This is a genomic window from Luedemannella helvata, from assembly GCF_039528415.1.
Lineage (GTDB): Bacteria > Actinomycetota > Actinomycetes > Mycobacteriales > Micromonosporaceae > Luedemannella > Luedemannella helvata.
On the sequence record NZ_BAAALS010000005.1, the window covers coordinates 140534 to 166074 of the forward strand.

Annotated in this window: 26 protein-coding genes; 16 read left to right on the forward strand and 10 right to left on the reverse strand. The window is 72.2% G+C overall.

The features are described 5' to 3' along the window. Positions 1 to 10: 10 nt before the first annotated feature. The 3 genes from ABD191_RS07040 to ABD191_RS07050 form a co-directional block, all read right to left on the reverse strand. On the reverse strand, positions 11 to 1429 hold the full coding sequence (locus tag ABD191_RS07040) for an NYN domain-containing protein (RefSeq protein ID WP_425560667.1): 1419 nt from the start codon (positions 1427 to 1429) through the stop codon (positions 11 to 13). A gap of 107 nt (positions 1430 to 1536) precedes the next feature. After that, positions 1537 to 2115 carry an LURP-one-related family protein gene (locus ABD191_RS07045; RefSeq protein ID WP_344078130.1) on the reverse strand — a complete coding sequence of 193 codons (579 nt, stop codon included), beginning with the start codon at positions 2113 to 2115 and terminating at the stop codon, positions 1537 to 1539. A gap of 55 nt (positions 2116 to 2170) precedes the next feature. After that, entirely contained in the window at positions 2171 to 3580 is a 1410-nt protein-coding gene (locus ABD191_RS07050) for a short-chain fatty acyl-CoA regulator family protein (RefSeq protein WP_344078132.1), read from the reverse strand. 139 nt (positions 3581 to 3719) lie between these two features. Between ABD191_RS07050 and aceA the strand changes: the two genes are divergently transcribed. The 7 genes from aceA to ABD191_RS07085 all read left to right on the forward strand — a co-directional run bounded on the left by aceA (position 3720) and on the right by ABD191_RS07085 (position 12114). Beyond that, positions 3720 to 4976, forward strand: a complete 1257-nt coding sequence (gene aceA, locus ABD191_RS07055) for an isocitrate lyase (protein WP_344078134.1) — start codon at positions 3720 to 3722, stop codon at positions 4974 to 4976. Next, positions 4976 to 6526, forward strand: a complete 1551-nt coding sequence (aceB, locus tag ABD191_RS07060; protein ID WP_344078136.1) for a malate synthase A — start codon at positions 4976 to 4978, stop codon at positions 6524 to 6526. The genes aceA and aceB overlap by 1 nt, the downstream gene beginning before the upstream one ends. Positions 6527 to 6631: 105 nt before the next feature. Continuing rightward, complete coding sequence (locus tag ABD191_RS07065) at positions 6632 to 8356, forward strand: DEDD exonuclease domain-containing protein (protein ID WP_344078138.1); 1725 nt, start codon at positions 6632 to 6634, stop codon at positions 8354 to 8356. 187 nt (positions 8357 to 8543) lie between these two features. Further along, positions 8544 to 10328 carry a RelA/SpoT family protein gene (locus tag ABD191_RS07070; protein WP_344078139.1) on the forward strand — a complete coding sequence of 595 codons (1785 nt, stop codon included), beginning with the start codon at positions 8544 to 8546 and terminating at the stop codon, positions 10326 to 10328. A 25-nt stretch (positions 10329 to 10353) separates the two neighbouring features. Then, on the forward strand, positions 10354 to 10950 hold the full coding sequence (locus ABD191_RS07075; RefSeq protein WP_344078141.1) for an NUDIX domain-containing protein: 597 nt from the start codon (positions 10354 to 10356) through the stop codon (positions 10948 to 10950). After that, on the forward strand, positions 10947 to 11786 hold the full coding sequence (locus tag ABD191_RS07080; protein ID WP_344078142.1) for a sugar phosphate nucleotidyltransferase: 840 nt from the start codon (positions 10947 to 10949) through the stop codon (positions 11784 to 11786). Before ABD191_RS07075 ends, ABD191_RS07080 begins: the two co-directional genes overlap by 4 nt. Positions 11787 to 11826: 40 nt before the next feature. Further along, positions 11827 to 12114: an Lrp/AsnC family transcriptional regulator gene (locus ABD191_RS07085; protein ID WP_344078144.1), complete on the forward strand. Its 288-nt coding sequence runs from the start codon at positions 11827 to 11829 to the stop codon at positions 12112 to 12114. On the opposite strand, the gene ABD191_RS07090 is transcribed toward ABD191_RS07085, so the two are convergent. From ABD191_RS07090 to ABD191_RS07100, 3 genes are all read right to left on the reverse strand, one after another. Continuing rightward, complete coding sequence (locus ABD191_RS07090; protein WP_344078145.1) at positions 12115 to 12627, reverse strand: flavin reductase family protein; 513 nt, start codon at positions 12625 to 12627, stop codon at positions 12115 to 12117. Beyond that, on the reverse strand, positions 12624 to 13415 hold the full coding sequence (locus ABD191_RS07095; protein ID WP_344078147.1) for an alpha/beta hydrolase: 792 nt from the start codon (positions 13413 to 13415) through the stop codon (positions 12624 to 12626). Before ABD191_RS07095 ends, ABD191_RS07090 begins: the two co-directional genes overlap by 4 nt. Positions 13416 to 13599: 184 nt before the next feature. Then, positions 13600 to 15144 (reverse strand): aldehyde dehydrogenase family protein, encoded by a 1545-nt coding sequence (locus ABD191_RS07100; protein WP_344078149.1) that lies wholly within the window; start codon positions 15142 to 15144, stop codon positions 13600 to 13602. Between the two features lie 50 nt (positions 15145 to 15194). On the opposite strand from ABD191_RS07100, the gene ABD191_RS07105 reads away from it, so the two are divergent. From ABD191_RS07105 to ABD191_RS07120, 4 genes are all read left to right on the forward strand, one after another. Then, positions 15195 to 16028 (forward strand): alpha/beta fold hydrolase, encoded by an 834-nt coding sequence (locus ABD191_RS07105; RefSeq protein ID WP_344078151.1) that lies wholly within the window; start codon positions 15195 to 15197, stop codon positions 16026 to 16028. Positions 16029 to 16091: 63 nt separating this feature from the next. Continuing rightward, the gene (locus ABD191_RS07110; protein WP_344078153.1) at positions 16092 to 16703 is read left to right on the forward strand and encodes a DUF6891 domain-containing protein; all 612 of its coding nucleotides are present in this window, start codon (positions 16092 to 16094) and stop codon (positions 16701 to 16703) included. A 10-nt stretch (positions 16704 to 16713) separates the two neighbouring features. Further along, a complete protein-coding gene (locus ABD191_RS07115) occupies positions 16714 to 16974 on the forward strand; it encodes a hypothetical protein (protein ID WP_344078155.1) in 261 nt (86 codons plus the stop codon). Beyond that, a complete protein-coding gene (locus ABD191_RS07120; RefSeq protein ID WP_344078158.1) occupies positions 16961 to 17254 on the forward strand; it encodes a type II toxin-antitoxin system PemK/MazF family toxin in 294 nt (97 codons plus the stop codon). The genes ABD191_RS07115 and ABD191_RS07120 overlap by 14 nt, the downstream gene beginning before the upstream one ends. Before the next feature lie 12 nt (positions 17255 to 17266). Here the strand turns inward: ABD191_RS07120 and trpD are convergent, their stop codons facing one another. The 3 genes from trpD to ABD191_RS07135 are packed head-to-tail and all read right to left on the reverse strand — an operon-like array spanning position 17267 to position 19759. Beyond that, a complete protein-coding gene (gene trpD / locus ABD191_RS07125; RefSeq protein ID WP_344078161.1) occupies positions 17267 to 18340 on the reverse strand; it encodes an anthranilate phosphoribosyltransferase in 1074 nt (357 codons plus the stop codon). 34 nt (positions 18341 to 18374) lie between these two features. Further along, a complete protein-coding gene (locus tag ABD191_RS07130) occupies positions 18375 to 18785 on the reverse strand; it encodes a response regulator (RefSeq protein ID WP_344078164.1) in 411 nt (136 codons plus the stop codon). Continuing rightward, positions 18782 to 19759, reverse strand: coding sequence for a cytochrome c oxidase assembly protein (locus ABD191_RS07135; RefSeq protein ID WP_425560677.1), 978 nt, complete (start codon positions 19757 to 19759; stop codon positions 18782 to 18784). Before ABD191_RS07135 ends, ABD191_RS07130 begins: the two co-directional genes overlap by 4 nt. A gap of 143 nt (positions 19760 to 19902) precedes the next feature. Between ABD191_RS07135 and ctaE the strand changes: the two genes are divergently transcribed. The 5 genes from ctaE (at position 19903) to ABD191_RS07160 (ending at position 25057) form a co-directional block, all read left to right on the forward strand. Beyond that, the gene (gene ctaE, locus ABD191_RS07140) at positions 19903 to 20508 is read left to right on the forward strand and encodes an aa3-type cytochrome oxidase subunit III (RefSeq protein ID WP_344078167.1); all 606 of its coding nucleotides are present in this window, start codon (positions 19903 to 19905) and stop codon (positions 20506 to 20508) included. Positions 20509 to 20588: 80 nt separating this feature from the next. Beyond that, positions 20589 to 21476 carry a cytochrome bc1 complex diheme cytochrome c subunit gene (qcrC, locus tag ABD191_RS07145; RefSeq protein WP_344078170.1) on the forward strand — a complete coding sequence of 296 codons (888 nt, stop codon included), beginning with the start codon at positions 20589 to 20591 and terminating at the stop codon, positions 21474 to 21476. After that, entirely contained in the window at positions 21473 to 22555 is a 1083-nt protein-coding gene (qcrA, locus tag ABD191_RS07150) for a cytochrome bc1 complex Rieske iron-sulfur subunit (protein WP_344078173.1), read from the forward strand. The genes qcrC and qcrA overlap by 4 nt, the downstream gene beginning before the upstream one ends. Beyond that, positions 22552 to 24162: a cytochrome bc1 complex cytochrome b subunit gene (gene qcrB, locus ABD191_RS07155; RefSeq protein WP_344078176.1), complete on the forward strand. Its 1611-nt coding sequence runs from the start codon at positions 22552 to 22554 to the stop codon at positions 24160 to 24162. Before qcrA ends, qcrB begins: the two co-directional genes overlap by 4 nt. 148 nt (positions 24163 to 24310) lie before the next feature. Then, a complete protein-coding gene (locus tag ABD191_RS07160) occupies positions 24311 to 25057 on the forward strand; it encodes a class I SAM-dependent methyltransferase (protein WP_344078179.1) in 747 nt (248 codons plus the stop codon). A gap of 56 nt (positions 25058 to 25113) precedes the next feature. Here ABD191_RS07160 and ABD191_RS07165 read toward each other — a convergent pair whose 3' ends face one another. Further along, entirely contained in the window at positions 25114 to 25536 is a 423-nt protein-coding gene (locus ABD191_RS07165) for a cytochrome c oxidase subunit 4 (protein WP_344078182.1), read from the reverse strand. Positions 25537 to 25541: the final 5 nt, after the last annotated feature.

The window sequence follows — 25541 nt, forward strand, 5'->3', positions numbered from 1 at the left end:
CCACTACCTATCAGGCACGCGCCAGGCGCCGCAAAAGGGTGTCGGAGCTGAGCGGGTACGCGCCGTGGCGGCGCACCCCCTCGGCCACCTCCCGGTCGGTCGAGATGACCACGACGGGGCGGCCCGCGGGCTCGGCCCGCACGAGCCGGCGGATCAGCTCGTCGGCGGTCTCGCCCTTGCGGCTGAACAGCACCCGCACCCCGCGCGGCGGCGTGGGCGCGGCCACGAGCTTCTCGGCCCCGTCGAAGACGACCGTGACCTCGGCGCCGGTCTGGGCGGCGATGCCGCCGATGCCGGTGATGAGGCGGCTGCGCTGCTGCTCCAGGGACAGCTCGCCGTACCCGTTCTTGGTGACGTTGTACCCGTCGACGATCAGGTGGACCTTGGGCAGGGCGAGCAGCTGGTCGAGGCGGGCGGGGTCGTCGGCGTCCAGCGCCCGGGCGCCGGCCGTGGCCGCGCCGCCGGGGCGCTCCGCGTGGGTCGAGGCCACGTGGTCGCCCGGCAGCAGCGTGGCCGGCTCGATGGCCAGCTCTCGCTTGAGCCCGACGGCGGCCTGGCCGATGGTCTCCAGCAGCAGCCACAGGCGCGCCTCGTCGACCGCGCGGGCCTCCTTGGCGGCGTGGCGGGCACCGCTGGCCAGGTCCTCGGCGTCGGCGAGGCGGATGCGCAGCCGGCGCAGCTCGGCCTCGTTGTCGGCGGCGGCGCGCTGCGCCCGGCCCTTCTCGACGGCGAGCAGCTCGGTGGCGCGCTTCTCCTTGGCCTGGGACTCGCGCAGGCCGCGGCCGAGGGTACGGACCTCCTCGCGCAGCGCGGCGGCCTCCTCGCGCAGCCGGGCCAGCTCGTCGCGGAGCTTGTCGGCCTCGACACGGGCGACCGCGCGCTCGTGTTCGGCCCGGGCCGCACGCTGCTCGGCCGTCTGGATGCGGTCGGCGACCGCGGTGTTCTCGGCGTCGACGCGGACGGCCTCGGTGGCCGAGGTGACGAGGTCGGCCCAGCCGGCCGGCCGGCACAGGTACGCCAGTGCGGCGACCTCGACGGGGTCGGCGGCGGCGGGGACGGTGCCCTCGGCGATGGCCGCGCCGAGCGCCCCGGCCGACTCCTGCGCCCGCGCGCCGACACGCTGGCGGAACAGCGGGTCGGAGTCGAGGTGCAACGCGATGAGCGGGCCGCCGAGGCGGGCGCGCCGGTGGGGGGCGAAGTTGGCGACCCGGCGCAGCGGGACGGGCAGCTCGTCGGCGCTCAGCGCGCCGAGGGCGTTGGCGGCGAGGACCACCACCCGCTGCCGGACCGGCTCGGGCAGCGGCGGGTCGACCGCGGCGACGGCATCCTCGCCGATCAAGTCATATCCGGACATACCGGACCCATCGGCCGATGTCCCACCCGGCGGGGTCCCGCCCGGGGGGTCGGCGAGGTCGTCTCGGTCCGGCATGTCGTCAAGTGTCCCACCGCCGCGACCAGACCGCCCCGGTCAATCGACCATGGCGGACGCGCCACCCGGCCCCCGGTCCGGGGATGGCGGAATCGCGGCTGGTCAGGTCAGCGGGACTGGAGCGCGTCGAGGCCGACGGCCATGGCGATGACCAGGCGACGGTCGATCGTCGGGTCCGGAATCTCGATCATGTACCGGTCCCGGAAGCCCCATTTGCGGTCCACGGAGAAGATCGGCCGGTCGCCGGCGACGAAGTCGAAGTGGTACGGCAGCCAGGACAGGGAGTCGGTGAACCGCCGCAGCAGCGCCACCGCGAAGTTGCGCTCCTGCCCGGTGACCTGCGGCAGGCCCGGCTGCTCCACGTGCCAGGTGGAACGCAGCAGCGACTTGGCGAAGTCCTTGCGGAACAGGCCGATCGGGTTGCCCTGCGCGTCCATCACGTCGTAGGTCGCCCCGAGGTCCAGCACGCTGCGCGCCTTGAAGCCCAGCACCGGCACCTGCTTGGTGTCGTCGGTGTAGAGCGTCACCTGCTCCTTGAAGGCCATCCGCTTCTGCTGGGCGAAGGCGACGAGCGGACCCTCGGAGTCGCCCGGGCCCACCGTGTGGATCTCGTACTGGTTGACCATCATCCGGATGCGCTGGCGCATGATCAGGCGCTGCTCACCCTGGAGCGTCTGGAGTGTCATGGGGGGTGTCACCATTCGTCGGGGGAACCGCCGAGTGTGCCACATCCCCGCCAGCTCAGTCGTCCCCCTCCACCGGGTAGGGGGCGAAAGTGCTGCGATTCTCGTCGATGTCCAGCGCCCGGCCGATCTGCGGGAACGCCCGCTGCGGGCAGGCGGGCCGCTCACACACCTTGCAGCCGATGCCGATGGGCACGGCCGCGTCGGTCGCGTCGAGGTCGAGGCCCGCCGAGTAGACCAGCCGCCCGGCCTGGCGCAGGTCGCAGCCCAACGCCACCGCGAAGGTCTTCGCGGGCTGTCCCCACCGCCCCGGCGCCCGTGTGATCGTGCGGGCGATCCAGAAGTACCGGCGCCCGTCGGGCATCGCGGCGATCTGGGTGAGGATCCGGTTCGGCGCCCCGAACGCCTCGTAGATCACCCAGAGCGGGCAGGTGCCGCCCGTCCGCGACAGGTGGAAGCCGCTGGCCCCCTGCCGCTTGGACATGTTGCCGGCCCGGTCGACCCGCACGAAGGAGAACGGCACCCCACGGGCCTTCGGCCGCTGCAGCGTGGACAGCCGGTGGCAGATGGTCTCGAAGCTCACCCCGTAGTGGTGGGCCAGGCGCTCGATGTCGTAGCGGTAGCGCTCCGCGCTGCCCAGAAAATCGGAGTACGGCATGATCAGCGCCGCGCCGAAGTAGTTGGCGAGCCCGATGCGCGCGATGGCCCGCGACTCGGCCGTGATGAACGGCTCGGCCTGCACCAGCCGGGCGATCAGGTCGCCGCACTCGACCAGCGCCAGGTGCGAGGCCATCCGGAAGGCCACCTGGCCGGGCCGCAGGTCACCGGCGACATGCAGCACCCCGGAGGCGGCGTCGAACCGGTGCAGCTCGCCGCCCAGCTCGCGGTCGCGCCGGATGCGGATGCCGTGGGAGTCCAGGCGCGCGGTCAGGGCAGGCAGCACGTCGCCCGGCACGATGCCGATCTCCGCCGCCAGCCGCTCGGCCGCCTCGTCGAGGTCACCCACGTAGTTGTGGCGCTGGTGCAGGTACTCCCTGATCTCCTCGTGCAGCATGAGGGCGGGCATGGCCGACTCGTGCTCCCGCTCTCCCGTCAGCGCGGCGAGCTGCTCGACGACCTGGCGGTAGCGCCGGTGCAGGGTGACGAAGGCGTGCGCGGTCTGCGGCCAGTGCCGGGCCAGGTCCGCGGCCTCGTCGGGCGGGATGTCCAGGCGCAGGGTGTCGTCGGCGGCCACCTCGCGCACCTCGGCGGTGAGCCGGGCCGTGTCGTGGCCGGCGAAGAAGCCCGCCTCCACGCCGAGCGTCTCGGAGATGCTCAGCAGGACGGGCACCGTCAGCGGGCGGGTGCCGCGCTCGATCTGGTTGAGGTAGCTCGGCGAGATGCCGAGCATGCGGGCCAGCGCGGCCTGGCTCAGTCTCCGTTCCTCCCGCAGCCGCCGCAGCCGCGCTCCAGCGACTGTTTTCTGCATGCTGCGAAGATACGCTTCGCAACCTTGGCAAACCAGCGTCGTGATCTTCGCAATAATTGGCGTCTTCCGTCCCTCGACCTGCGCGTTCGTTCGTGTGACCGTCTTCGGTACTGGCGAGTAACCCGTTGCGGAGGCGACCATGAACGCAGAGCAGCTCGAATCGAAGTGGGCCACCGACCCGCGGTGGCGCGGCATCCGGCGCGACTACACGGCGGCCGACGTCCTGCGGCTGCGCGGCAGTGTGGTCGAGGAGCACACCCTGGCCCGGCGCGGCGCGCGCAAGCTGTGGGACCTGCTGCACACCGAGGACTACGTGCCGGCGCTGGGCGCGCTCACCGGCGGCCAGGCCGTCCAGCAGGTGAAGGCGGGCCTCAAGGCGATCTACCTGTCCGGCTGGCAGGTCGCCGCCGACGCCAACCTGGCCGGCCAGACGTACCCCGACCAGAGCCTCTACCCGGCCAACTCCGTCCCGGCCGTGGTCCGCCGGATCAACAACGCGCTGCTGCGGGCCGACCGGATCACCGTGTCGGAGGGTGGCTCCGGGGACTGGCTCGTCCCGATCGTGGCCGACGCCGAGGCCGGCTTCGGCGGCGTCCTGAACGCGTTCGAGCTGATGACCGCGATGATCGCGGCCGGCGCGGCGGGCGTGCACTGGGAGGACCAGCTGGCCTCCGAGAAGAAGTGCGGCCACCTGGGCGGCAAGGTCCTCATCCCGACCGGCCAGCACATCCGCACGCTGAGCGCCGCCCGGCTCGCGGCCGACCTCGCGGACGTGCCCACGCTCATCGTGGCCCGCACGGACGCCGAGGCCGCCACGCTCATCACCACCGACGTGGACGAGCGCGACCGGCCGTTCCTCACCGGCGAGCGCACCGCCGAGGGCTTCTACCGGGTGCGCAACGGCATCGAGCCGTGCATCGCCCGGGGCCTGGCCTACGCGCCCTACGCCGAGCTGCTCTGGATGGAGACCTCCACCCCCGACCTGGCCGCCGCGCGCCGGTTCGCCGAGGCGATCAAAGCCGAGTACCCGGACCAGCTGCTCGCGTACAACTGCTCGCCGTCGTTCAACTGGCGTAAGCACCTCGACGACGCGACCATCGCTTCGTTCCAGAAGGAACTGGGCGCCATGGGGTACAAGTTCCAGTTCATCACCCTCGCCGGGTTCCACGCGCTCAACCACTCGATGTTCGCGCTGGCCCACGAGTACGCCGCGGCGGGCATGCCCGCGTACGTCGACCTGCAGGAGCGCGAGTTCGCGGCCGAGGCGGAGGGCTACACGGCCACCCGGCACCAGCGCGAGGTCGGCACGGGCTGGTTCGACCTGGTCAGCACGGTCGTCAACCCGGCCAGCGACACGACCGCGCTGCGCGGGTCCACGGAGGAGGCGCAGTTCTGATGCGTTCCCACATCACGGCCGCCGACGGCGACCCGACGATCCTCACCCCGCAGGCGCTGGAGTTCATCGGCGCCCTCGACGCCGCCTTCGCGGCCCGGCGGGTGGAGCTGCTCGTGGCGCGCCGGCACCGCCGCGCCCTGCTGGCCAGCGGCGCCGAGTCCCTGTCGTTCCTGTCCTCGACCGAGCACGTGCGCACCGACGACACCTGGCGGGTGGCCGGCGCGGCGCCCGGCCTCGTCGACCGCCGGGTGGAGATCACCGGGCCGCCCGACCGCAAGATGACCGTCAACGCCCTGAACTCCGGTGCCCGCGTGTGGCTGGCCGACTTCGAGGACGCCACCTCCCCCACCTGGGCGAACGTGGTCGACGGCCAGCGCAACCTGCGCGACGCCATCGACGGCCTGCTGGACTTCGAGTCCGGCGGCAAGCGCTACGCCGTCGGGCCCGACCCGGCCACCATCGTGGTCCGGCCGCGCGGCTGGCACCTGGTGGAGAAGCACGTGCTCATCGACGGCCGGCCGGTCGCGGCCGCCCTCGTCGACGCGGGCCTCTACCTGTTCCACTGCGCGCGGCGACAGCTCGACCGGGGCAGCGGACCGTACTTCTACCTGCCCAAGCTGGAGAGCCACCTCGAGGCGCGGCTGTGGAACGACGTGTTCGTGCTGGCCCAGGAGCTGCTCGGCATCCCGCGCGGGACGATCCGGGCCACCGTCCTCATCGAGACCATCACGGCCGCCGTGGAGATGGAGGAGATCCTCTACGAGCTGCGCGAGCACTGCGCGGGGCTCAACGCGGGCCGCTGGGACTACCTGTTCAGCATGATCAAGACGTTCGGCGGCCGGCCGTGGTTCAGCCTGCCGGACAGGTCCGCGGTGGGCATGACCGTGCCGTTCATGCGCGCCTACACGGAACTGCTCGTGCAGACATGCCACAAGCGGGGCGCGTACGCCATCGGCGGCATGGCGGCGTTCATCCCGAGCCGCGACGCGCGGGCCAACGCGGTCGCGCTCGCCCGCGTCGCGGAGGACAAGCGGCGCGAGGCCGCCGACGGGTTCGACGGTTCCTGGGTGGCGCACCCGGGCCTGGTCGACACCTGCCGGGCGGCGTTCGACGCGGCGCTCGGCACCCGCCCCAACCAGCTGCACCGGCACCGGTCCGAGGTGACCGTCGACGTCGCCGACCTGCTCGACGTCGCCAGCGCCGGCGGGTCGGTCACCGAGGCCGGGGTGCGGTCGAACGTGGCGGTCGCCCTGCGGTACTTCGACGCCTGGCTGCGGGGCACCGGCGCGGCGGCCATCAACGGCCTCATGGAGGACGCGGCCACCGCCGAGATCTCCCGCTGCCAGCTGTGGCAGTGGATCCACTCGGGCGCGGTCGAGCGCGAACTGGTGGAGAAGCTGATCGCCGAGGAGCTCGCGGCCCTGCGCGCGGAGCCGGACGCGGCCGGGCACCGCTGGGACGACGCGGAGGAGATCCTGCGCCGCACCGCGCTCGACCCGCACCTCCCCGAGTTCTTCACGACGGCGGCCTACGCCACCCACCTCGCCTGACATCATGGATCCTGGGACGACATCGTTGCGCAAGCGGCGCTGTCGTCCCAGGATCCGGTGGTCGGCGCCGGCTGTTGTCAGACCCACGGCCTAGCGTCTGCGTCCGTGCCGTCCGCCTATCAGCAGCTCGCGCTCACCGACCTCGGGACGCCGTTGCGCGACGTGACGTTCGTGGTGCTTGACCTGGAGACGACCGGCGGGGCCCCGGACGGCGACGGCATCACCGAGATCGGCGCGGTGAAGGTGCGCGGCGGGGAGCAGGTCGGCGAGTTTCACACCCTGGTCAACCCGAACGCGCCCATCCCGCCGTACATCACGGTGTTGACCGGCATCACCGAGGCGATGGTCGCGCCCGCCCCGCGCACCCGCGACGTGCTGCCCACCCTGCTGGAGTTCCTGCACGGCGCCGTGCTGGTGGCGCACAACGCGCCGTTCGACACGGGCTTCCTCAAGGCGGCGTGCCACCTGCACGGCTACCCGTGGCCGGCGCCCCGGGTCCTCGACACGGCGATGCTGGCCCGCCGCCTGCTCACCCGCGACGAGGTGCCCAACCACAAGCTCGCCACCCTGGCTGCCTACCTGCGCACGGCCACCCAGCCCACGCACCGGGCGCTGGACGACGCGCGCACCACGGTCGAGGTGCTGCACTTCCTCATCGGGCGGCTGGGCAGCCACAAGGTCTTCACGCTGGAGGAGACGGCCGAGTTCGTCAAGGCGATCTCGCCGGAGCAGCGCCGCAAGCGGCACCTGGCCGAGGGCCTGCCGGACGCGCCGGGGGTGTACATCTTCCGCGACCGCGACAACCGCCCGCTCTACGTCGGCACGTCCTCGTCCATCTCGACGCGGGTGCGCAGCTACTTCACGGCCGCCGAGACGCGCAAGCGGATGTCGGAGATGCTCCACATGGCCGAGCGGGTCGAGGCCGTGACCTGCGCGCACGCCCTGGAGGCCGAGGTGCGCGAGCTGCGCCTCATCGCCGCGCACAAGCCCCCGTACAACCGCCGTTCCAAGTACCCGGAACGGGTCAGCTGGCTGAAGCTGACCGCGGAGGCCTACCCGCGCCTGTCCATCGTGAGCGCGCTGCGTCCGGACGGCGCCACCTACCTGGGCCCCTTCGGGTCGCGCCGGGTCGCGGAGGCGGCCGCCGCGGCCGCGCACGAGGCGCTGCCGTTGCGGCAGTGCACCCTGGCGCTGTCGACCCGCACGACGACGCCGGCGTGCGCGCTGGCCGAGCTGGGACGATGCCCCGCGCCGTGCGAACACAGGATCACCACCCAGGAGTACGCGCTGCGCGCGGCGGGTCCGTTCGTGGCCGCCGTGGCCGGCGACCCCGGCCCGGTCGTCGAGAGCCTGCTCGCCCGCATCGCCACGCTCGCCGACGCGACCCGCTACGAGGAGGCCGCCCAGGTCCGCACGAGGATGGCCGCCCTGCTGCGCGCCGCCGTGCGCATGCAGCGGCTGGCGGCGTTCACCACGATCGGTGAACTGGCCGCCGCCCGACCGGGTCCGACCGGCGGCTGGGAGATCGCGGTCGTGCGCCACGGCCGGCTGGTCGCCGCGGGCGCGTCCGCGCCGGGCACCCACCCGCGCCGCACCCTGGAGGCCATGATGGCCACCGCCGAGACGGTCGTGCCCGGCCCGGGGCCGACGCCGTGCGCGAGCGCCGAGGAGTCCGAGCGGCTGCTGGCCTGGTTGGAGCGGCCGGATGTGCGGCTGGTGGAGGCGAGCCACGGCTGGGAGTTTCCGGCCGGCGGGGCCGCCCGCTTCGGCGAGCTGCTCGCCAAGGTGGACGCGGCCCGGTCCGCGGCCGACCCGCTCGGTGGTCGCTGACGAGCGCGTCCTGGGTCCTTCCGCCGGGTGATCGTGACCACCGGCCACGAAGGACTGTCTGACAGGCCGACATGAGCGGCCGATCGGACGATGCTGTGACGGATAAGGTGGGAGACACCCGACACCCCGACACGTAGCAGGCGGGAGGTGCGTCGTGGACTTCGACTTCGGCCGAAGCCCCCAACTCATGACACAGCGTGTCCGGGCTATGTTCCCGTGGAGCGCCACCACGCCCACAGAGCCTGTCGGGGCCCTCATCCGAACGCACCGCGCCATCCATACGAGCGCCGAGGTCCAGGCCATCCGCAAGGCGTACACGGTGGCCGAGCGGATGCACCGCGGCCAGATGCGCAAGAGCGGCGAGCCCTACATCACCCATCCGGTCGCCGTCGCGAAGATCCTGGCCGAGCTGGGCATGGACACGACGACGCTGGTCGCGGCGCTGCTGCACGACACGGTCGAGGACACCAGCTACACCATGCCGCAGCTGCGCAACGACTTCGGCCGCGAGGTCGCGCTGCTCGTCGACGGCGTGACAAAGTTCGACAAGGTCTTCTACGGCGCGTCCGCCGAGGCCGAGACCATCCGAAAAATGCTCATCACCGCCGGCCAGGACGTGCGGGTCCTGGTGGTGAAGCTCGCCGACCGGCTGCACAACATGCGCACGCTCGACGCCCGATCCACGGCGTCGCGGGCCCGCATCGCGCGGGCCACCCAGGAGGTGCTCGTCCCGCTCTGCGACCGGCTCGGCATCCAGGCGCTCAAGCGCGAGCTGGAGGACACCGTGCTCTGGGCGCTGGAGCCCGAGACCCACGCGAAGTACGTCGCCTACGTGTCGCACCGCCCACAGTGGATGGCCTACCTGCAGAGCTTCGTGGCCCAGGCCGAGGCCACCATCAAGGCGGCGAAGATACCCGCGCGGGTGATGGCCCGCCCCCGGCACCTCTTCTCCATCTGGAAGGACACGGCGGCCGGAGGCTACGCCGAGCCGCACGACCTGCCCCGCATCCTGGTGCTGGTGGACGGCCCGGAGACGGAGTGTTACACCGCGCTCGGCGAGATCCACGGGCGATGGCGCCCCGTGCCCGGCCGGTTCAAGGACTTCATCGCCTCGCCCAAGAACAACCTCTACCGCTCCCTGCACACCACCGTGGTCGGCCCCAACCACCAGCAGGTCGAGGTGCTGCTGCGCACCGAGACCATGCACCGCAACGCCGAGTACGGCATCGCGGCCTCCTACCGCTTCCCCGTCCGGGAGAACGGCTCGACCGCCGGCAAGGCCGCGCGGAAGACCCGCACGGACGCCACCCGCGCCGAGCACCTCGCCTGGCTGCACCGCGTCGTCGAGTGGCAGGCCGACGCGGTGGACCCCGCGCAGTTCCTCGACTCCCTGCGCTGCGACCTCACCGAGGCCCAGATCCACGTCTTCGCCGGCCAGCAGCGGCTCCTGCTGCCCGCGGGCGCCACCCCGGTCGACGTCGCGTACGCGCTGGGTGAGGCGGTCGGCTCCCGGTGCGTCGCGGCGAGCGTCAACGGCCAGCTCGCCCCGCTGTCATCCCTGCTCGACGACGGCGACCGGGTCGAGATCCACACGGCGGCGCCTGGGCGGACGGCACCGGACGGCAGCCCGATCGGCCCGGCGCGCGAGTGGCTGAGCTTCGTCCGCACGCCGCACGCCCAGCTGCACATCACCCGCTACCTGGACGAGCAGGAGGCCGACGCCGAGGACGAGGGCCCGCTGCCGATCGGCGTACGGGTGCGGTTGGGCCGGGCCGCGGTCGCGCTCGCCCTGCACCACCGCGAGCGCGGCCTCGCCGACGAGGAGCCCCTCGTGAAGGTGGCCGCGCAGCTGGGCCTGCCGGACGTGGACGCGCTGTTCATCGCGGTCGCCGACAAGACGATCGAGGCCGATGACGTGGTGACCCGATTGATTAAGACGGTGGACGAGTTCACGGCCTCGTCGGCGAACTGAACCGGCGCACCGTAGCCTGTCGGACATGACCACCTCCCCTCGCTGGCTGCGTTCCGCGTTCTACCGGGCGTTCTATTCCATGCCGGTCCGGCTGCGGGTGCGCGTCGTGCGGCTGTTCTCGGCGAAGTTCATCGTCGGGTCAGTGGTGATCGTCCAGGACTCGGACGCCCCGGAGCCCGGCCGGCTCCTGCTGCTGCGCCAGCCGCCGGGGGTGGGTTGGTCGCTGCCGGCCGGCCTCATGGAGCGCGGCGAGCGGCCGATCGAGGCGGCCGCCCGCGAGCTGGCCGAGGAGACCGGCATCGTCATCGACCAGGACGACCTGCGGCCGGCGGTACCCAACGCGATCGTGCACACCGCCAACGGCCGCTGGATCGACATGGTCTTCGAGGGACGGGTGTCCGCGCGCGACACCGTGCTGTCCGTCGACGGGGCTGAGGTTCTCGAGGCCGGCTGGCACCGGCTGGACCAGCTGCCGCCGCTCACGCGGGCGAGCGCCCGGCTGCTCGGGCACTACGGGATCGGCCCGCTCGCCGGTTTCGACGAGGCACGGGCGACGACCGCGGGCGGCCCGACCGTCCGCGAGACGGGCGAGGACAGCGAACTGCCGGAGGCGCGCCTGTGACGGCGGCGGTCTGCGCGGTCGTCCTGGCGGCCGGGGAGGGCACCCGGCTGCGCCCGCTCACCGAGAACGTACCCAAGGCGCTGTGCCCGGTCGGCAACGTGCCGCTGCTCGACCTGGCGCTGGCCCGACTGGCGGCCATCGGGCTGGCCGGCCCGGCGATGGTCGCCGTGAACGCCTGCTACCTGGGCGGTCAGGTGGTCGCGCACGTGGGCAACCGGGCCCACCTGTCGGTGGAGCCGGGCGCCCCGCTCGGCACCGGCGGCGGGGTGGCCAACCTGCGCGACTGGATCGGCGGGCGCGGCGTCCTCGTGGTCAACGCGGACGCGTACCTGGCCGCGCCGGGCGACACTCCGGCGCTCGCGCCCCTGCTCGCCGGCTGGTCCGGGCGGACGCTGCGGCTGCTGGGCGTGCCGACCGGACCGACCGACCCGTACCGCTTCGGCGCGCACCGCTTCGCCGGGGCGAGCCTGTTGGCCCCGGCGGACGTGGCCGCGGTGCCGGACGGCCCGGGCGAGCTGGTCAGGTCCGCGTGGCGACCGGCTGAGGCCGCGGGCCGGCTTGAGGTCATCGAGTTCGCGGGCACGTACCTGGACACCGGTACGCCCGCCGACTACCTGGCCGCGAACCTGCACGCCGCCGCCGACGGCAGCCTGGTCGCCGTGGACGCCGAGGTGCACGGCAGCCTCGACCGGGCCGTGGTCGGCGCCGGCGCGCGGGTGTTCGGCCGGGTCACCCGCGCGGTCGTCTGGCCGGGCGGGCACGTGGGCGCGGACGAGCACCTGGTCGACGCGATCCGCTACGGCGCCGGCACGGACACGGTCCGCGCCGCCCGCTAGGGTCAGTGGAGGATCACCGTCGACCCGCGAGGAGCTTCCTGTGATCACCGCCATCGTGCTCATCGACTGCGCCACCGACTCGATTCCCGAGGTCGCGGAGACGCTGGCCAACATCCCGGGCGTCAGTGAGGTCTACTCCGTGGCCGGCCACGTCGACCTCATCGCGATCGTGCGGGTGCGCGAGTTCGACGACATCGCCGACGTGGTCGCCGGGGCGATCTCCAAGACCCCGGGTGTGCTCAACACCGAGAGCCACATCGGCCTGCGCGCCTTCTCCCGCCACGACCTGGAGGAGGCCTTCGCGATCGGGTACGCCAACGCGGAGTAGTCAGCGCACCAGGCGGTACCGCCCGGCGTGGTAGAGCAGCGGGGCGCCGTCGCTCGCGTGCTCGCCATGGATGGGTTCGGCCAGGACGATCGCGTGATCGCCGGCCGCGACCCGCTCGACGACCCGCGAGACCAGTACGGCCTGCGCGCCGTCGAGCAGCGGCACCCCGTACGGGCCGGTCCGCCACGCGGTGGGCGCGGCGAAGCGGTCCACCCCGGACGTGGCGAAGGTGCGGGCGAGCTGCTCCTGGCTCTCGTCGAGCACGTGCACGGCGACGTGCTCGGCCAGGGCGATCACGGGCCAGCTCGACGCGGCCCGGCTCAGGCAGAACGAGACCATCGGCGGTTGCAGGGACACGGACGTGAACGAGGTGGCCGTGAAGCCGGCCAGCCGGCCCTCCACCTCCGCCGTCACGACCACGACGGCGGCGGCGTGCCGGCGCAGCAGGCCCCGGAAGAGGTCGGCCTCGATGGGGGCACCGGCTCCCGCAGGGCGTTGGACAGTCACAGTCACCAGCTGCTCCCTTCCTCGACACGGATGATCTCCGGGAGATCCGCGCCGAGGCGCAGCCGCTCCAGGAACGTCACCACCTGGGCGGCGACGCTGCGGTGCTGGACGTCGTTGAGGACGTCGTGGCGACCGCCCGCCACGGTCACGAGGCGGGCGCGCGGCAGTCGCCGGGTGAGCGCGGCGACCGGCTCGACGGGGCTGAGCAGGTCGGCCCGGCCGTGCACGAACAGGACCGGCACGTCCGTCGTCGCGCCGGCGGCGTCGAGCGCCGCCCACGCCGGGGCCGCGACGTCGGGGTCGAGCACCTCGCCCCGGCGCAGCGTGAGGTCGTCGTTGAGCCGGCCGCGGTGGGTCGGGCAGGCGGTCCGCGCGTCCAGCTCGGCGGCCCAGCTGACCTCGATGAGCAGCCCGTCCCCGCGAGCCGGCACGCCGGCGGCGACGACTCCGGCGAGCGGCACGCCGTGGGCGCGCAACCGGTCGGCCAGCGCCAGCGCCCACAGCGCTCCGGTGTCCGAGCCGAGCAGCACCACCGGCCCCGGCCCGTCGAGCGCGCTGAGCAGCTCCGCGTCGAGATCGTGCGCCTCGCTCAGGCCGTCGACGGCGCGGACCACGTAGCCGTCGGCGGCGAGCCGCTCGCCCAGCCGGCGGTACACCCCGCCGCGCTCACCGCGGCCCGGGATGACGGCGAGGGTGCCGCGCGGTGGCGCGCCGGTGCGCGGCTGCCACTGGTGCGCCCACCGGGCCACGTCGGCGACCCTGCCGGCGGTCCCGCCGATCTGATCGACAGACATAAGATCTCCAAGAGGTACGGCCGGACGGCGCGGTCATCGGGGGCTGATGGCGACGGTTACGGGCGACAGGCCGCCGAACTGACCCGGAGGAGGTCGATATGACCCCGGGTGATGAGATCCACCGAGCGCGGCATGACAAAAGCCTAGCTAACCTATAGGAATTGTCAAGACCTCGACGCGATCACTACCCGGGCAGACGGAACGACATGTCCGGCTCGATCGCGGCTGTGTCCATCTGCGCCTTCTGCAGCCGCCCCGAGTAGTCCCAGTTCATCGCCTGCCATCGGGTGAACTGGTCCAGCACCCACCGACCCGACTGCCGCGACCCGTTGCCCGAACGACCGTTGCCGCCGAACGGCAGGTGCGCTTCCGCGCCGGAGGTGGAATTGTTCACCGACACCATCCCGGCGCCCACCCCGGCCCGGAACCGGAACGCCTCCGTCGGGTCGGTGGTGTAGATAGACGACGACAGCCCGTACCCGGGGAGGTTGGCCAGCTCGATCGCCTCGGCCAGGTCGCCGTAGCGGGTCACGCCGATGATCGGGCCGAACGTCTCCTCCAGGAACAGCCGGTCGTCCGGGCGGACGTTGTCGACCACGACCGGGTGGTAGAACAGGCCCTTGCCGGGGTCGCCGACGAAGCCGTCGCGGGGGTTGTCCGCGCCGATACGGCCGGTCGCGCCGCGCACGGCGTGGTGGTCGCCGACCCAGGTCAGGTACTGCTCGTACCGCTCGGCGAAGCGGGGCGCCAGCAGCGGGCCATAGAGGACGTCCTCGCGCGGGTCGCCGATGCGGGCCGCGGCGACGGCGCCCGTCAGCGCGTCCACGAACGCGTCGTGCACGTCGTCGTGGACGATGACCGTGCCCAGCGAGGTGCACCGCTGGCCGGCCGTACCGAAGCCGGAGAACAGCGCGCCCTCCACGGCCAGGGCCAGGTCGGCGGCCGGCGTGATCACCATAGGGTTCTTGCCGCCCAGCTCCAAGCAGGGCGACTGCAGGTGGCGCCCGCACAGCTCGCCGATCCGCTCGCCGACCGCGCTGGAGCCCGTGAACCCCACCTTGTCGACGAGGCGTTGCCCCAGCGCCTGCTCCAGGCCCCCGAACGTGGCCGGGCCGTCGGCGTGCACGATCTGCAGCACCCCGTCGGGCAGGCCGGCGGCCGCGAACAGGTCGTACATCGCCTGCGCGCTCGCCGCGGCGTACTCGGCCGGTTTCCAGACCACCGCGTTGCCGCACAGGAGCGCGGGCACGAGGTACCACGAGGGCACCGCCACCGGGAAGTTGCCCGCCGTGATCACCGCGGCCACCCCGACCGGCACCCGGAAGGTGAACAGCTGCTTGTCGGGCATCTCGCTCGGCACGGTCTCGCCGTAGAGCCGCCGGCCCTCGCCCAGGAAGAAGTCGCACGTGTCGACGATCTCCTGGACCTCGCCGAGCGCCTCCGCGAACGGCTTGCCGACCTCCCGGGTGACCAGGGCCGCCAGGGCCGCCTTGTTCGCCTCGACGATGCGGCCGATCGACGCGATCACCTGGCCCCGCACCGGCGCCGGGACGGCGGCCCAGCCGGGCTGCGCGGCCCGGGCGGCACGGGTCGCGGCCACGAAGCCGGCGGCGTCGGTGAGCTGGACCTCGGCCACCGTGTCGGCGAGGTCGGCCGGGTTCACGGAGGTCACGGTGCCGGCCACGGCGGCGGTGGCGCCGGCGGCGAGCTGGGAGGCGACGGTACGCATGATCGGCATCGTAGTCGCGCGTCTTGTTACCAGTCAGTAAGGTAGGCGCCATGTACGTCCAGGAGTACCTCGACCGCGGCACCGACCGCCTCGGCCTGCACCACTACGCCGCCCCGGACGCGGACACGGTCGCCCTGCTGTGGCCCGCCATGGGCACCCCGGCCGGGTACTACCGCCCGTTCGCCGCCTCGCTCGTGGCCGCCGGTGTCGAGGTCGTGGTCGCCGACCTGCGCGGCACCGGGTCGAGCACGCCGCGCCCGTCGCGCGCCTCCCGGTACGGCATGGCCGAACTCGTCGACGACGTCGGCGCCGTCCGGGATTGGTTGGCGCCGTCGCTGGCCGGACGCCGGTTGGTCATGGTCGGGCACTCCCTCGGCGGACAGGCCGCTCTCCTGCACGTCGCCGCGGCGGGCGCCGGGTCGGTCGCCGGCATCGCGCTGATCGCGGTCGGCCTGCCGTACTGGCGCACCTATCCGGGGCCGGGCCGCTACGCGGTGCTGGGCTACACGCAGGCCATCGCCGGGCTGACCTCCGCGCTGCGCGTCTGGCCAGGGTGGACGTTCGGCGGCGTGCAGGCGCGGGGGGTGATCGAGGACTGGGCGTACACGGCCCGGCGTGGCCGCTACCGTCCCATGGGCGACTTCGACGCCGAGACCGCGCTTGCCGGCGTGACGACCCCGGTGCTCGCGGTGAGCGTCGACAACGACCGCTACACGCCGGCCACCACAGTGGACCACCTGTGCCGGAAGCTGGTCGCGGCGCCCGTCTCGCGCCGCCACCTCGACGCGGCGCAGGCCACCGGCCGCCTGGACCACTTCCGCTGGGCACGGTCGACCTCCCCGCTCGCCGGGTGGGTCGGCGACTTCGCGCGGGCCATTCCATAGGCTTTGACCTGGGTAAAGGTGAACACGCCTGAATATGTCCGGCGCGCCTGGCAGACTGGCTCCATGACGACGCCGCTGAGTGCCGACCTCTTCGACGACGTGTGCGACTTCGTGACGGCCGAGGTCATGGCGGGATACCTGCCGACCGAGGCCATCGTTGACGAGGCGCTGGCCCGGTTCGGCCAGAACTCATCCGACCACGACCGGCTGCGGCGGGCAGCGACCTCGGTCGCCGAGCGCGCCATGGTCGCCCACCGCGAGGCGCAGCAGGCGTGGCCCACCCCCACGGACTGCGAACGCCTCGACGCCGCGTTCGCCGCGCTCGACAACGTCGGCGTGGTCGCCCGCCAGCACTACAGCTGCTGCGGCACGTGCGGGGCCGACGAGATCCGCGCCGAGCTGCAGCAGGCCCACAAGGCCGGGCGGCCGGCCCGCGGCTACACCTTCTTCCACGTGCAGGACACGGCCCACGCCATGTCGGGCGAAGGTCTCTACCTCAGCTACGGGGCCCACGAGCCCGGTTCGGACGCCGCCGTGGCGATCGGCCACGAGGTCGTCGCCGCGCTGCGCGACCAGGGCCTGTCCCCGGCCTGGAACGGCAAGGTGGCCCACCGCATCCTCCTGCCGCTGGAATGGCGCCGCCGCCGGGATGACTCCCGGTCATACCGGGGGTAGGATGTCCGACATGACTGCCAAGGTGACACTCTCCTTCGCGGACGCCACCATCGAGACCGCCCGCGAGTCCGCGAAACGCGCCGGCGTGTCGCTGTCCGCCTGGATGGACCGCGCCGCCCAGGAACGCGTCCTGCGCGAGATCTTCACCGCGCACGCCGACGCCGTCCGCCGCGCCGGCCTCGACAACGAAAAGGACGCGCTGGCCGACGAGCAGGACATCGAGGCCGTCGACCGGGTGCTCTTCGGAGGTGCCCGGCTTGCGCCGAGGTGAAGTCTGGGTCATCCACGGCACGCGCTCACGCCTCGGCCTGATCATCAGCTCGGACATCTTCAACAGCACCGACGTACCGATCGTCGTGGTGGCGGAGGTCGTCGAACGCGAACGCCTGCGCGACTCCCCGCTGGCCGTCGACCTGGGCGAGGATCACCTCGTCCTGCCCGACCGGCTGTCCTCCCCGTTGAAGGTCTGGTTCGTGGAGCAGGTCGACGTCGCCGACACGGACACCATGAACCGCGTCTCCCGCGCGCTGCGCACCATCCAGGACATCTAGCCGGCCGGCGTCCTAGGCGGTCGGGGCCAGGGACCTGGCGAAGGTGATCCAGCGGTCCAGGGTCGCCGCCGCGGAGCCGGAGTCGATGGCCTTCTCCGCGCGGGCCACCCCGTCGCGCAGCGCGTCGAGAATGTCGCCGCCGAGCGCCCCCTCGTACGCCGCGAGGCCGGCGGCCGCGTTGGCCACCACGGCGTCGCGGACGGGGCCGGTCTCGCCGGCCAGCACCCGGCGGACCACGTCCGCGTTGAACGCGGCGTCGCCGCCGCGCAGGTCCTCCGGCTCGGCGCGGGACAACCCCAGGTCGGCCGCGTCGACGAGGGTCTCGCGGACCGTACCGCCGTGGGCCACCCAGATGCGGGTGGCCGTCGTGGTGGTCATCTCGTCGAGCCCGTCCTCGCCGCGCAGGACGAGGACGGAGTCGCCCCGACCGGCGAAGACGCCGGCCATGACGGGGGCCATGCGGGTGTCGGCGCAGCCGACCGCGCCGGCGCGGGGGCGGGCCGGGTTGGTCAACGGCCCGAGGAAGTTGAAGGCCGTGGGGATGCCCAGCTCGCGGCGCGCGACCGCGGCGTGGCGCATGCCGGGGTGGAAGCGCGGGGCGAAGCAGAACGCGATGCCGGCCTCGGCGACGCACCGGGCCACCTCGTCGGGGCCCAGCTCCAACGGCAGGCCCAACCGCTCCAGCACGTCGGCCGTACCGCAGGCGGACGACGCCGCCCGGTTGCCGTGCTTGACGACGCGCACCCCGGCGCCGGCCACGACGAGGGCCGCCATGGTCGAGATGTTCACGGTGTGGGCGCGGTCGCCGCCCGTACCCACGATGTCGACGGCGTCGCGCGCGGCGGCCTCGCCGAGCAGCGGGGCGAGGTCGACCCGCACCGCGGCGCCGAGCATCGCCCGCACGAGGCCGGCGAGCTCCTCGGGGGTCTCCCCCTTGGCCCGCAGGGCGGTGACGAACCCGGCCGTCTGCACGGGCGTGGCGTTGCCCGCCATGATCTCGCCCATGGCCCAGGCCGTGTCGTCGGTCGCCAGCTCCTGGCCGCGCAGCAGCGAGGAAAGCAGGTCCGGCCAGGTGCGCTCGCCCACGGCAGCCTCCGGGGTATCGATGTGGGCCAGCAGCTTACCGCGCGGCGCGCTCGAGGAGCACGGTCGCGATGGTGTCCCCGGTCGTCATCGGGTCGAGGGGGTGCTGCAGGGTCGCGTCAGCGCCGGAGTAGGCGGCCAGCCAGCGGTCGGCGGCCCGGGCGATGACGACGATGACCGGCGGCGCGGGGCGGACCTCGTCCTTGATCTGGCGGCTGATGCCGAGCCCGCCGGCCGGGGCCGCCTCGCCGTCGAGGACGACCAGGTCGATGTCCTCCGTGTCGAGCAGCCGGAACACCTCGCCGTGCACGCTGGCCTCGATGAACCGGACGGACAGGTCGGCCGTCGGCTCCGCGCCGATGGCCAGGCGCATGGCCTCCCGCACCTTCGGGTCGTCGCTGTACAGCAGCACCAGGGCCCTACGGGCCGGTGCGGACGTGTCGGTCATGCCTGGACGCTCCCACCTCGTAGCTGTTGCAGATCGTACTCAGCCTGTCGGGCGGCCTCGGCCTCGGCCCGGTCCAGCGCCCGGTCGATGCGCCGGGCCTCCTTCTCCGCGTGGCGCATCCACTGCACGACCAGGGCACCGAGCATGACGACGCTCACGATCTCGCCGCCGGCCCACAGGATGCCGCCCGCGAGCTTCTGGTCGTCGTACGGGTCGGCCCACGTGAGGCCCAGGTTGGGGTACCAGTCGCCGCCGAAGAGGGTCGCGCTCTGCATGACGGTCAGCCCCAGCACCGTGTGGAAGGGGGTCGACAGGAACATGAGCAGCGCGCGCATCGGGTACGAGATGCGGCCCGGCAGCGGGTCGATGCCCAGCAGCGGCCAGAAGAACAGGCAACCCGTGACGATGAAGTGCAGGTGCACCCACTCGTGCAGCCAGACGTTGTCCAGCGTGGCGCGGTACAGCCCGGAGAAGTAGAGGACGAACGGGTTGGCGATGAAGATGCCGAAGGACACGAGGGGGAAGCTGAGCACGCGCGCGACGCGGCTGTGCAGCACCGCCAGCACACCCTTGCGCGGCCCGGCCGGCAGCGTGCGCAGGGCGAGCGTGACCGGCGCGCCCAGCGCCAGCAGGATCGGCGCGATCATCGACAGGATCATGTGCTGGACCATGTGCACGCTGAGCAGCGTCGTGTCGTAGGCGGCGATGCCCGTCACGGTCACCGACGCGATCGCGACCAGGCCGCCGAGGAACGCCACCGTCCGGCCGACCGGCCACCGGTCGCCCCGGCCGCGCAGCCGCGACACGCCGGCCAGGTAGGCGCCGCCGGCGGCGACCACCAGCACGGCCGCGAGGCTGGCCGGCTCGGCCTCGGTGAAGAAGCTCGCGGGGGTCAGCGGCGGCACGGGCCCGCCGTCGGCGAGCACGACGCCGGCGGCCCACGGCACGAGCGCGGAGGTCACCACGCCCAGCAGGCTATTCCTCCCGCGCGGGCGAGCGTCCGGCACCCCCGGGCACTGTCGCCCGTACCCGTGAAAAGTCCCTGGTCAGAGGGCTACGACACGCGGCTGCCCTACCCCGCACACACGCTGACCTGATCACGGGCAATAATGACCGCGTGACTGCGGCCCCAGCCATTCCGAAGAGCCAGATCCATTCGTTGACCAGGCCCAATATGGTCAGCGTCGGAACCATCGTGTGGCTCTCCAGCGAACTGATGTTCTTCGCTGCCCTCTTCGCCATGTACTTCGCCATCCGCGCGACAGAGCAGGGCAAGGCGCAGTGGGAGATGCACACGGAGGTTCTCAACCTCCCCTACGCGGTGACCTTCACGGTCATCCTCGTGCTGTCGTCGGTGACCTGCCAGATGGGCGTGTTCGCGGCCGAGAAGGGCGACGTCTTCGCCCTGCGGCGGTGGTTCGCGTTCACGTTCGTCCTCGGCCTCATCTTCGTGCTCGGCCAGGCGAACGAGTACCGCGAGCTGGTCCACCACGGCGTGAAGATCAACGCTGACGGGTACGGCTCGATGTTCTACCTCACGACGGGCTTCCACGGCCTGCACGTGACCGGTGGGCTCATCGCCTTCATCTACTTCATGGTCCGCACCACACTGTCGCGGTTCACGCCTGCTCAGGCCACGGCCGCCATCGTCGTGTCGTACTACTGGCACTTCGTCGACATCGTGTGGATCGCTCTGTTCAGCATGATCTACTTCCTGCAGTAAGCGGCCCCCCACCGCGTACTGCCGTAACAACTTCACGTAAAAGACGCGGCTGCCTGCCGGCCGCCCGGATTGGTGAGGCCATGACTGGTTCTGACAAGCCCGCCGGCCCTCCCGGTGGAGCGTCCCCGGGAACGTGGCGTCGGCGACTGCGACCGGGCGCGCTGCGGCGTCCGGCCGGCGCCCGCAGCCGGACCCGCCGCCGGGTGAGTTCCGGCCTACGGCTGGTTGCCGCCCTGTCCCTGTTCGGCGCCCTGTACGCCGGGTTCGCCCCCGGCCTGCAGTCCGCGTCGGCGGAGGACGCCAACGGCCTGTCGGCCGCGGCCGCCGAGGGCAAGCAGATCTTCGACAACAGCTGCATCAGCTGCCACGGTCGCAATGCCGAGGGCGTGCCCGACCGGGGCCCGAGCCTGATCGGCGTCGGTTCCGCGGCCGTCGAGTTCCAGGTCGCCACGGGCCGCATGCCCATGGCCCGCCAGGAGGCGCAGGCCGAGCGGAAGACGCCGCACTACACGCGCGAGCAGGCGGCCCAGATCGGGCAGTACATCCAGGAGCTCGGCGGCGGCCCCCAGCTGCCCAGCGGCGAGAAGCTGCGGCTCACCGAGGAGCAGGACCTCGCCAAGGGCGGCGAGCTGTTCCGGATCAACTGCTCGTCCTGCCACGCCTTCGGCGGTGGCGGCGGCGCGCTGTCCTCGGGCAAGTTCGCCCCGACGCTGGAGCACGCCTCGGACCGCGACATGTACGCGGCCATGCTCACCGGCCCGCAGAACATGCCGGTGTTCGGCGACTCCCAGCTCACCCCCGAGGAGAAGATGCAGATCATCGGCTACATCCAGAACCTCAAGAGCGACCAGGACCCGGGTGGTTGGGGCCTCGGCCGGCTCGGGCCGACGAGCGAGGGCGTGGCGATCTTCCTGATCGGCATCGTCGGCATCGTCCTGGCAACGCTGTGGATTGCGGGGAAGTCATGAGCACGCATGTGCCGGACGGGCAGGAGCCCTTCGACGTCGAAGATCCCGCGCTGACCCGGTTCGACCTCGTCCGCGAGGGGGCCCGACGGGACGGTGTGGAGATCGTCCACTACAAGCCGCGCTTCCCCGTGCCGGGCACCAAGGTGGAGCGGCGCATCGAGCGCAGCATCGCGCTCATGCTCGTGCTGTGCGGGCTGTTCGCGCTGGCCTTCGTCGTGGCCTACATCTGGTGGCCGTGGGAGTACAAGACCGGCGCGAACATCAACAAGTGGTACACGCCGGTCCTCGGGTTCACGCTGGGCATGTCGCTGGTCCTGCTGGCCGTGGCCATCATCACCTGGGGCAAGAAGCTGCTGCCCGAGGAGATCTCGGTGCAGGAGCGCCACGAGGGCGCCTCCACCCCCGACGAGGCGGCGCTCACGGCCGCCACGATCGGCAACATGGGCGACGAGCTCGGCATCCAGCGGCGTCCACTGCTCAAGGCCGCGGTGCTGCTACCCGGCCTCGGGCTCGGGGCGGCCGCGGTCGCCCCGCTGGTCGGCGGCCTGATCCGCTCCCCCCACGAGCCGGACGCGATCTTCTTCGAGACCGGCTTCAACCCCAAGTTCAACCACGGCCAGCCGGTTCGCCTGGTCCGCGAGGACGGCACGCCGATCCGGCCGGAGGAGGTCAGCGTCGGCGGTCAGATGACCGTCTTCCCGGGCATCCCGGGCGGCGCGACCAACAAATGGGCGGACTCCCCCACGCTGCTGATCCACCTGCGCCCGGAGGACGCGGCGATCACCCTGGAGAACGCCAAGCCGGTCAACGAGGGCGCGCAGTGGGGCAACTTCGTGGCGTACTCCAAGATCTGCACGCACGCGGGCTGCCCCGCCAGCCTGTACGAGCAGCAGACCAACCGCCTGCTGTGCCCGTGCCACCAGTCGCAGTTCAACATCACTGACAACGCCCGTCCGATCTTCGGCCCGGCCTCGCGCAGTCTGCCCCAGCTTCCGATCGGACGGGACGCAGAGGGGTACTTCATCGCGACGTCGGACTACCGGGTCGCGGTCGGTCCGGCCTTCTGGGAGCGGCCATGAAGCGACGCAAGATTGACCTCGCCGCCCTGCCCGGCGCGTCAGCCCGGGAGGTGGACGAGCGGCTGCAGGTGGCGACGCCGCTGCGGCGCCTGTTCAACAAGGTCTTCCCGGACCACTGGTCGTTCCTGCTCGGCGAGATCGCCCTCTACTCGTTCATCGTCCTGCTGCTGACCGGTACGTTCCTGACCCTGTTCTTCGACCCGTCCATGGCCGAGGTGAAGTACAACGGCAGCTTCGTGCCGCTGCGCGGCATCGAGATGACCAAGGCGTACGAGACCGCGCTGAACATCTCGTTCGACGTGCGCGGCGGCCTGATCATGCGGCAGATGCACCACTGGGCGGCCCTGCTGTTCATGGCCGCGATCGTGGTGCACATGTTCCGGGTCTTCTTCACGGGCGCGTTCCGCAAGCCCCGCGAGCTGAACTGGATTATCGGCGTCCTGCTCTTCTGGATGGGCTTCACCGAGGGCTTCGCAGGCTACTCGCTGCCGGACGACGCGCTGTCCGGCACAGGCCTGCGGATCGCCTCGGCGATCATGCTCTCCATCCCTGTGGCGGGCACCTGGATCACGACGTCGCTGTTCGGCGGGGAGTTCCCCGGCACGGAGATCCTGCCCCGGCTCTACATCGTCCACGTGCTGCTCCTCCCCGGCGTCCTGCTCGCGCTGATCGCGGCGCACATGGGCCTGCTGGTGAAGCAGAAGCACACGCAGTGGCCCGGCCCCGGCCGGACCAACAGCAACGTGGTGGGCGTGCGGATGTTCCCGGGCTTCGCGGTCAAGGCCGGCGGCTTCTTCATGCTGGTCTTCGGCGTGATCGCGCTGATGGGCGGCCTGCTGCAGATCAACCCGATCTGGCTGTTCGGGCCGTACGAGGCGGCCGTGGTGTCCGCGGCGAGCCAGCCCGACTGGTACGTCATGTTCCTCGACGGCTCCACGCGCCTCATGCCGGCCTGGGAGATACGCGCCTTCGGGTACACGATCCCCGCGCTGCTGTGGCCGACCCTGGTGCTGCCCGCGTTCCTGACGATCCTGCCGCTGATCTACCCGTTCATCGAGGCCCGGTTCCTGAAGGACCGTGCGTCGCACCACCTGCTGCAGCGGCCGCGCGACGTGCCCTTCCGCACGGCGCTGGGCGCCATGTCCATCGCGTTCTACATGGTCCTGGCGCTCTCGGGCGGCAACGACGTCATCGCCGACAAGTTCCACATCAGCCTGAACGCGATGACCTGGGCGGGCCGCATCGGCCTGCTGATCGCCCCGCCGCTGGCGTACTTCATCACCTACCGGATCTGCCTCGGCCTCCAGCAGCACGACCGGGAGGTGCTGGCCCACGGCGTGGAGACCGGCATCATCCGGCGCCTGCCGGACGGGCGGTTCATGGAGGTCCACCAGCCGCTGTCGCCGGTTGACGAGCACGGTCACCCGACCGAGCTGCCGTACGCCGGCTGGGTCGTGCCGAAGAAGATGAACCGGCTCGGCGCCGTGGCGCCGGCGATCCGGGGCTTCTTCTTCCCGATCGAGAAGCCGGCCCCGCCCCAACCGCCCGCCGGGCCGGCCGAGGTGGAGACCCCCGAGCGCGACGAGGTCACCAGCGGCCACCGCTGAGCCCGCCGACAGCGCCACAACGAGGGCCCGTCCGTATGGACGGGCCCTCGTGCCGTTGCAGGGCCGCTACGCCCGGATGAGCGGGCCGGTCGGGCACCGCCAGCGCGTATCCTGCTCCGCAGCCACCGGCAGACAAGGCGACGCGCACATGAATGACTCGTTCTACTCGCACGCGAGGCTGTACGACCTGATGTTCCCGGGCGGCGGGCCCGCGGTCGACTTCTACCGGGCCGAAGCCGACCGGCGGGGCGGGCGCGTCCTGGAACTCGGCTGCGGCACCGGGCACAAGCTGGTCCCCATCGCGTCCGACGGGCACTCGTGCGTCGGCCTGGACTTCTCCGCGCAGATGCTGGCCGAGGCCCGGCGCAAGGCGGACGAGCGCGGTGTGGCGGTGGAGTGGGTCCAGGGCGACATGCGGGCCTTCGAGCTGGGCCGCACCTTCGACCTCGTGTTCATCACAGCCAATTCCCTGCTACATCTGCACGAGTCGCAGGACCTGCTGAGCTGCTTCCGGTCCGTTCGTAGCCACCTGGCACCGGGAGCGCGGTTCATCTTCGACGTGTTCAACCCCAGCGTGCGCCTACTCGCCGGGGCCGATGGCGTGCGGCGCACCCGGGAGTCGTTCGTGGACCCCGACCGTGGCACCGTCAGTGTCGATGTCGCTGAGACCTACGACGCGCCCGCGCAGGTGACCCGCGGGACGTGGTATTTCTCGACCGGCTCGGAGCCGGACTTCGTCGTCGCACCACTCGACATGAGGAGCATCTTCCCGCAGGAGCTGCCGCTGCTCGTCGCCCTCGGCGGCCTTCGGCTCGTGGAGCGCTTCGGCGACTGGGCCGGTGGTCCTTTCGCCGCCGACGCTCCGCTTCAGCTCTGTATCTGCGAAGCCGCCTGAGCATGCCGAGGGCCCGCCCGCGACGTGCGCGGACGGGCCCTCGGTGAGGTCCGCTGCTAGTGCTCGACCTTGCGCGTACCGGTGTAGTACTCGAACAGCAGGCCGCCGCTCGCGGCCAGCACGGCGAGCAGGCCCGCCGCCACGAGCCACCACTCCTTGAACACCAGGCCGGTGCCGGCGGTCACCGCGGCGGCCGCCACGCCGATGGGCCAGTAGCTGCCCGGGCTGAAGAAGCCGATCTCGCCCGCGCCGTCGCTGATCTCGGCGTCGTCGCGGTCCTCGGGGCGGGGATCGATGCGGCGCGACACGAACCAGAAGTAGCCCGCGCACATCAGGCACAGCATCCCGGCCAGGGCCAGGCCCATCGACCCGATCCAGTCGACCGCGCCCAGGTCGTAGTCGGTCCACCAGGCGTAGACGCCGAGCGCTACGAAGAGGAACAGCGCGACGACGATGAAGATTCGCCATTCGGTCTTCATGGTGA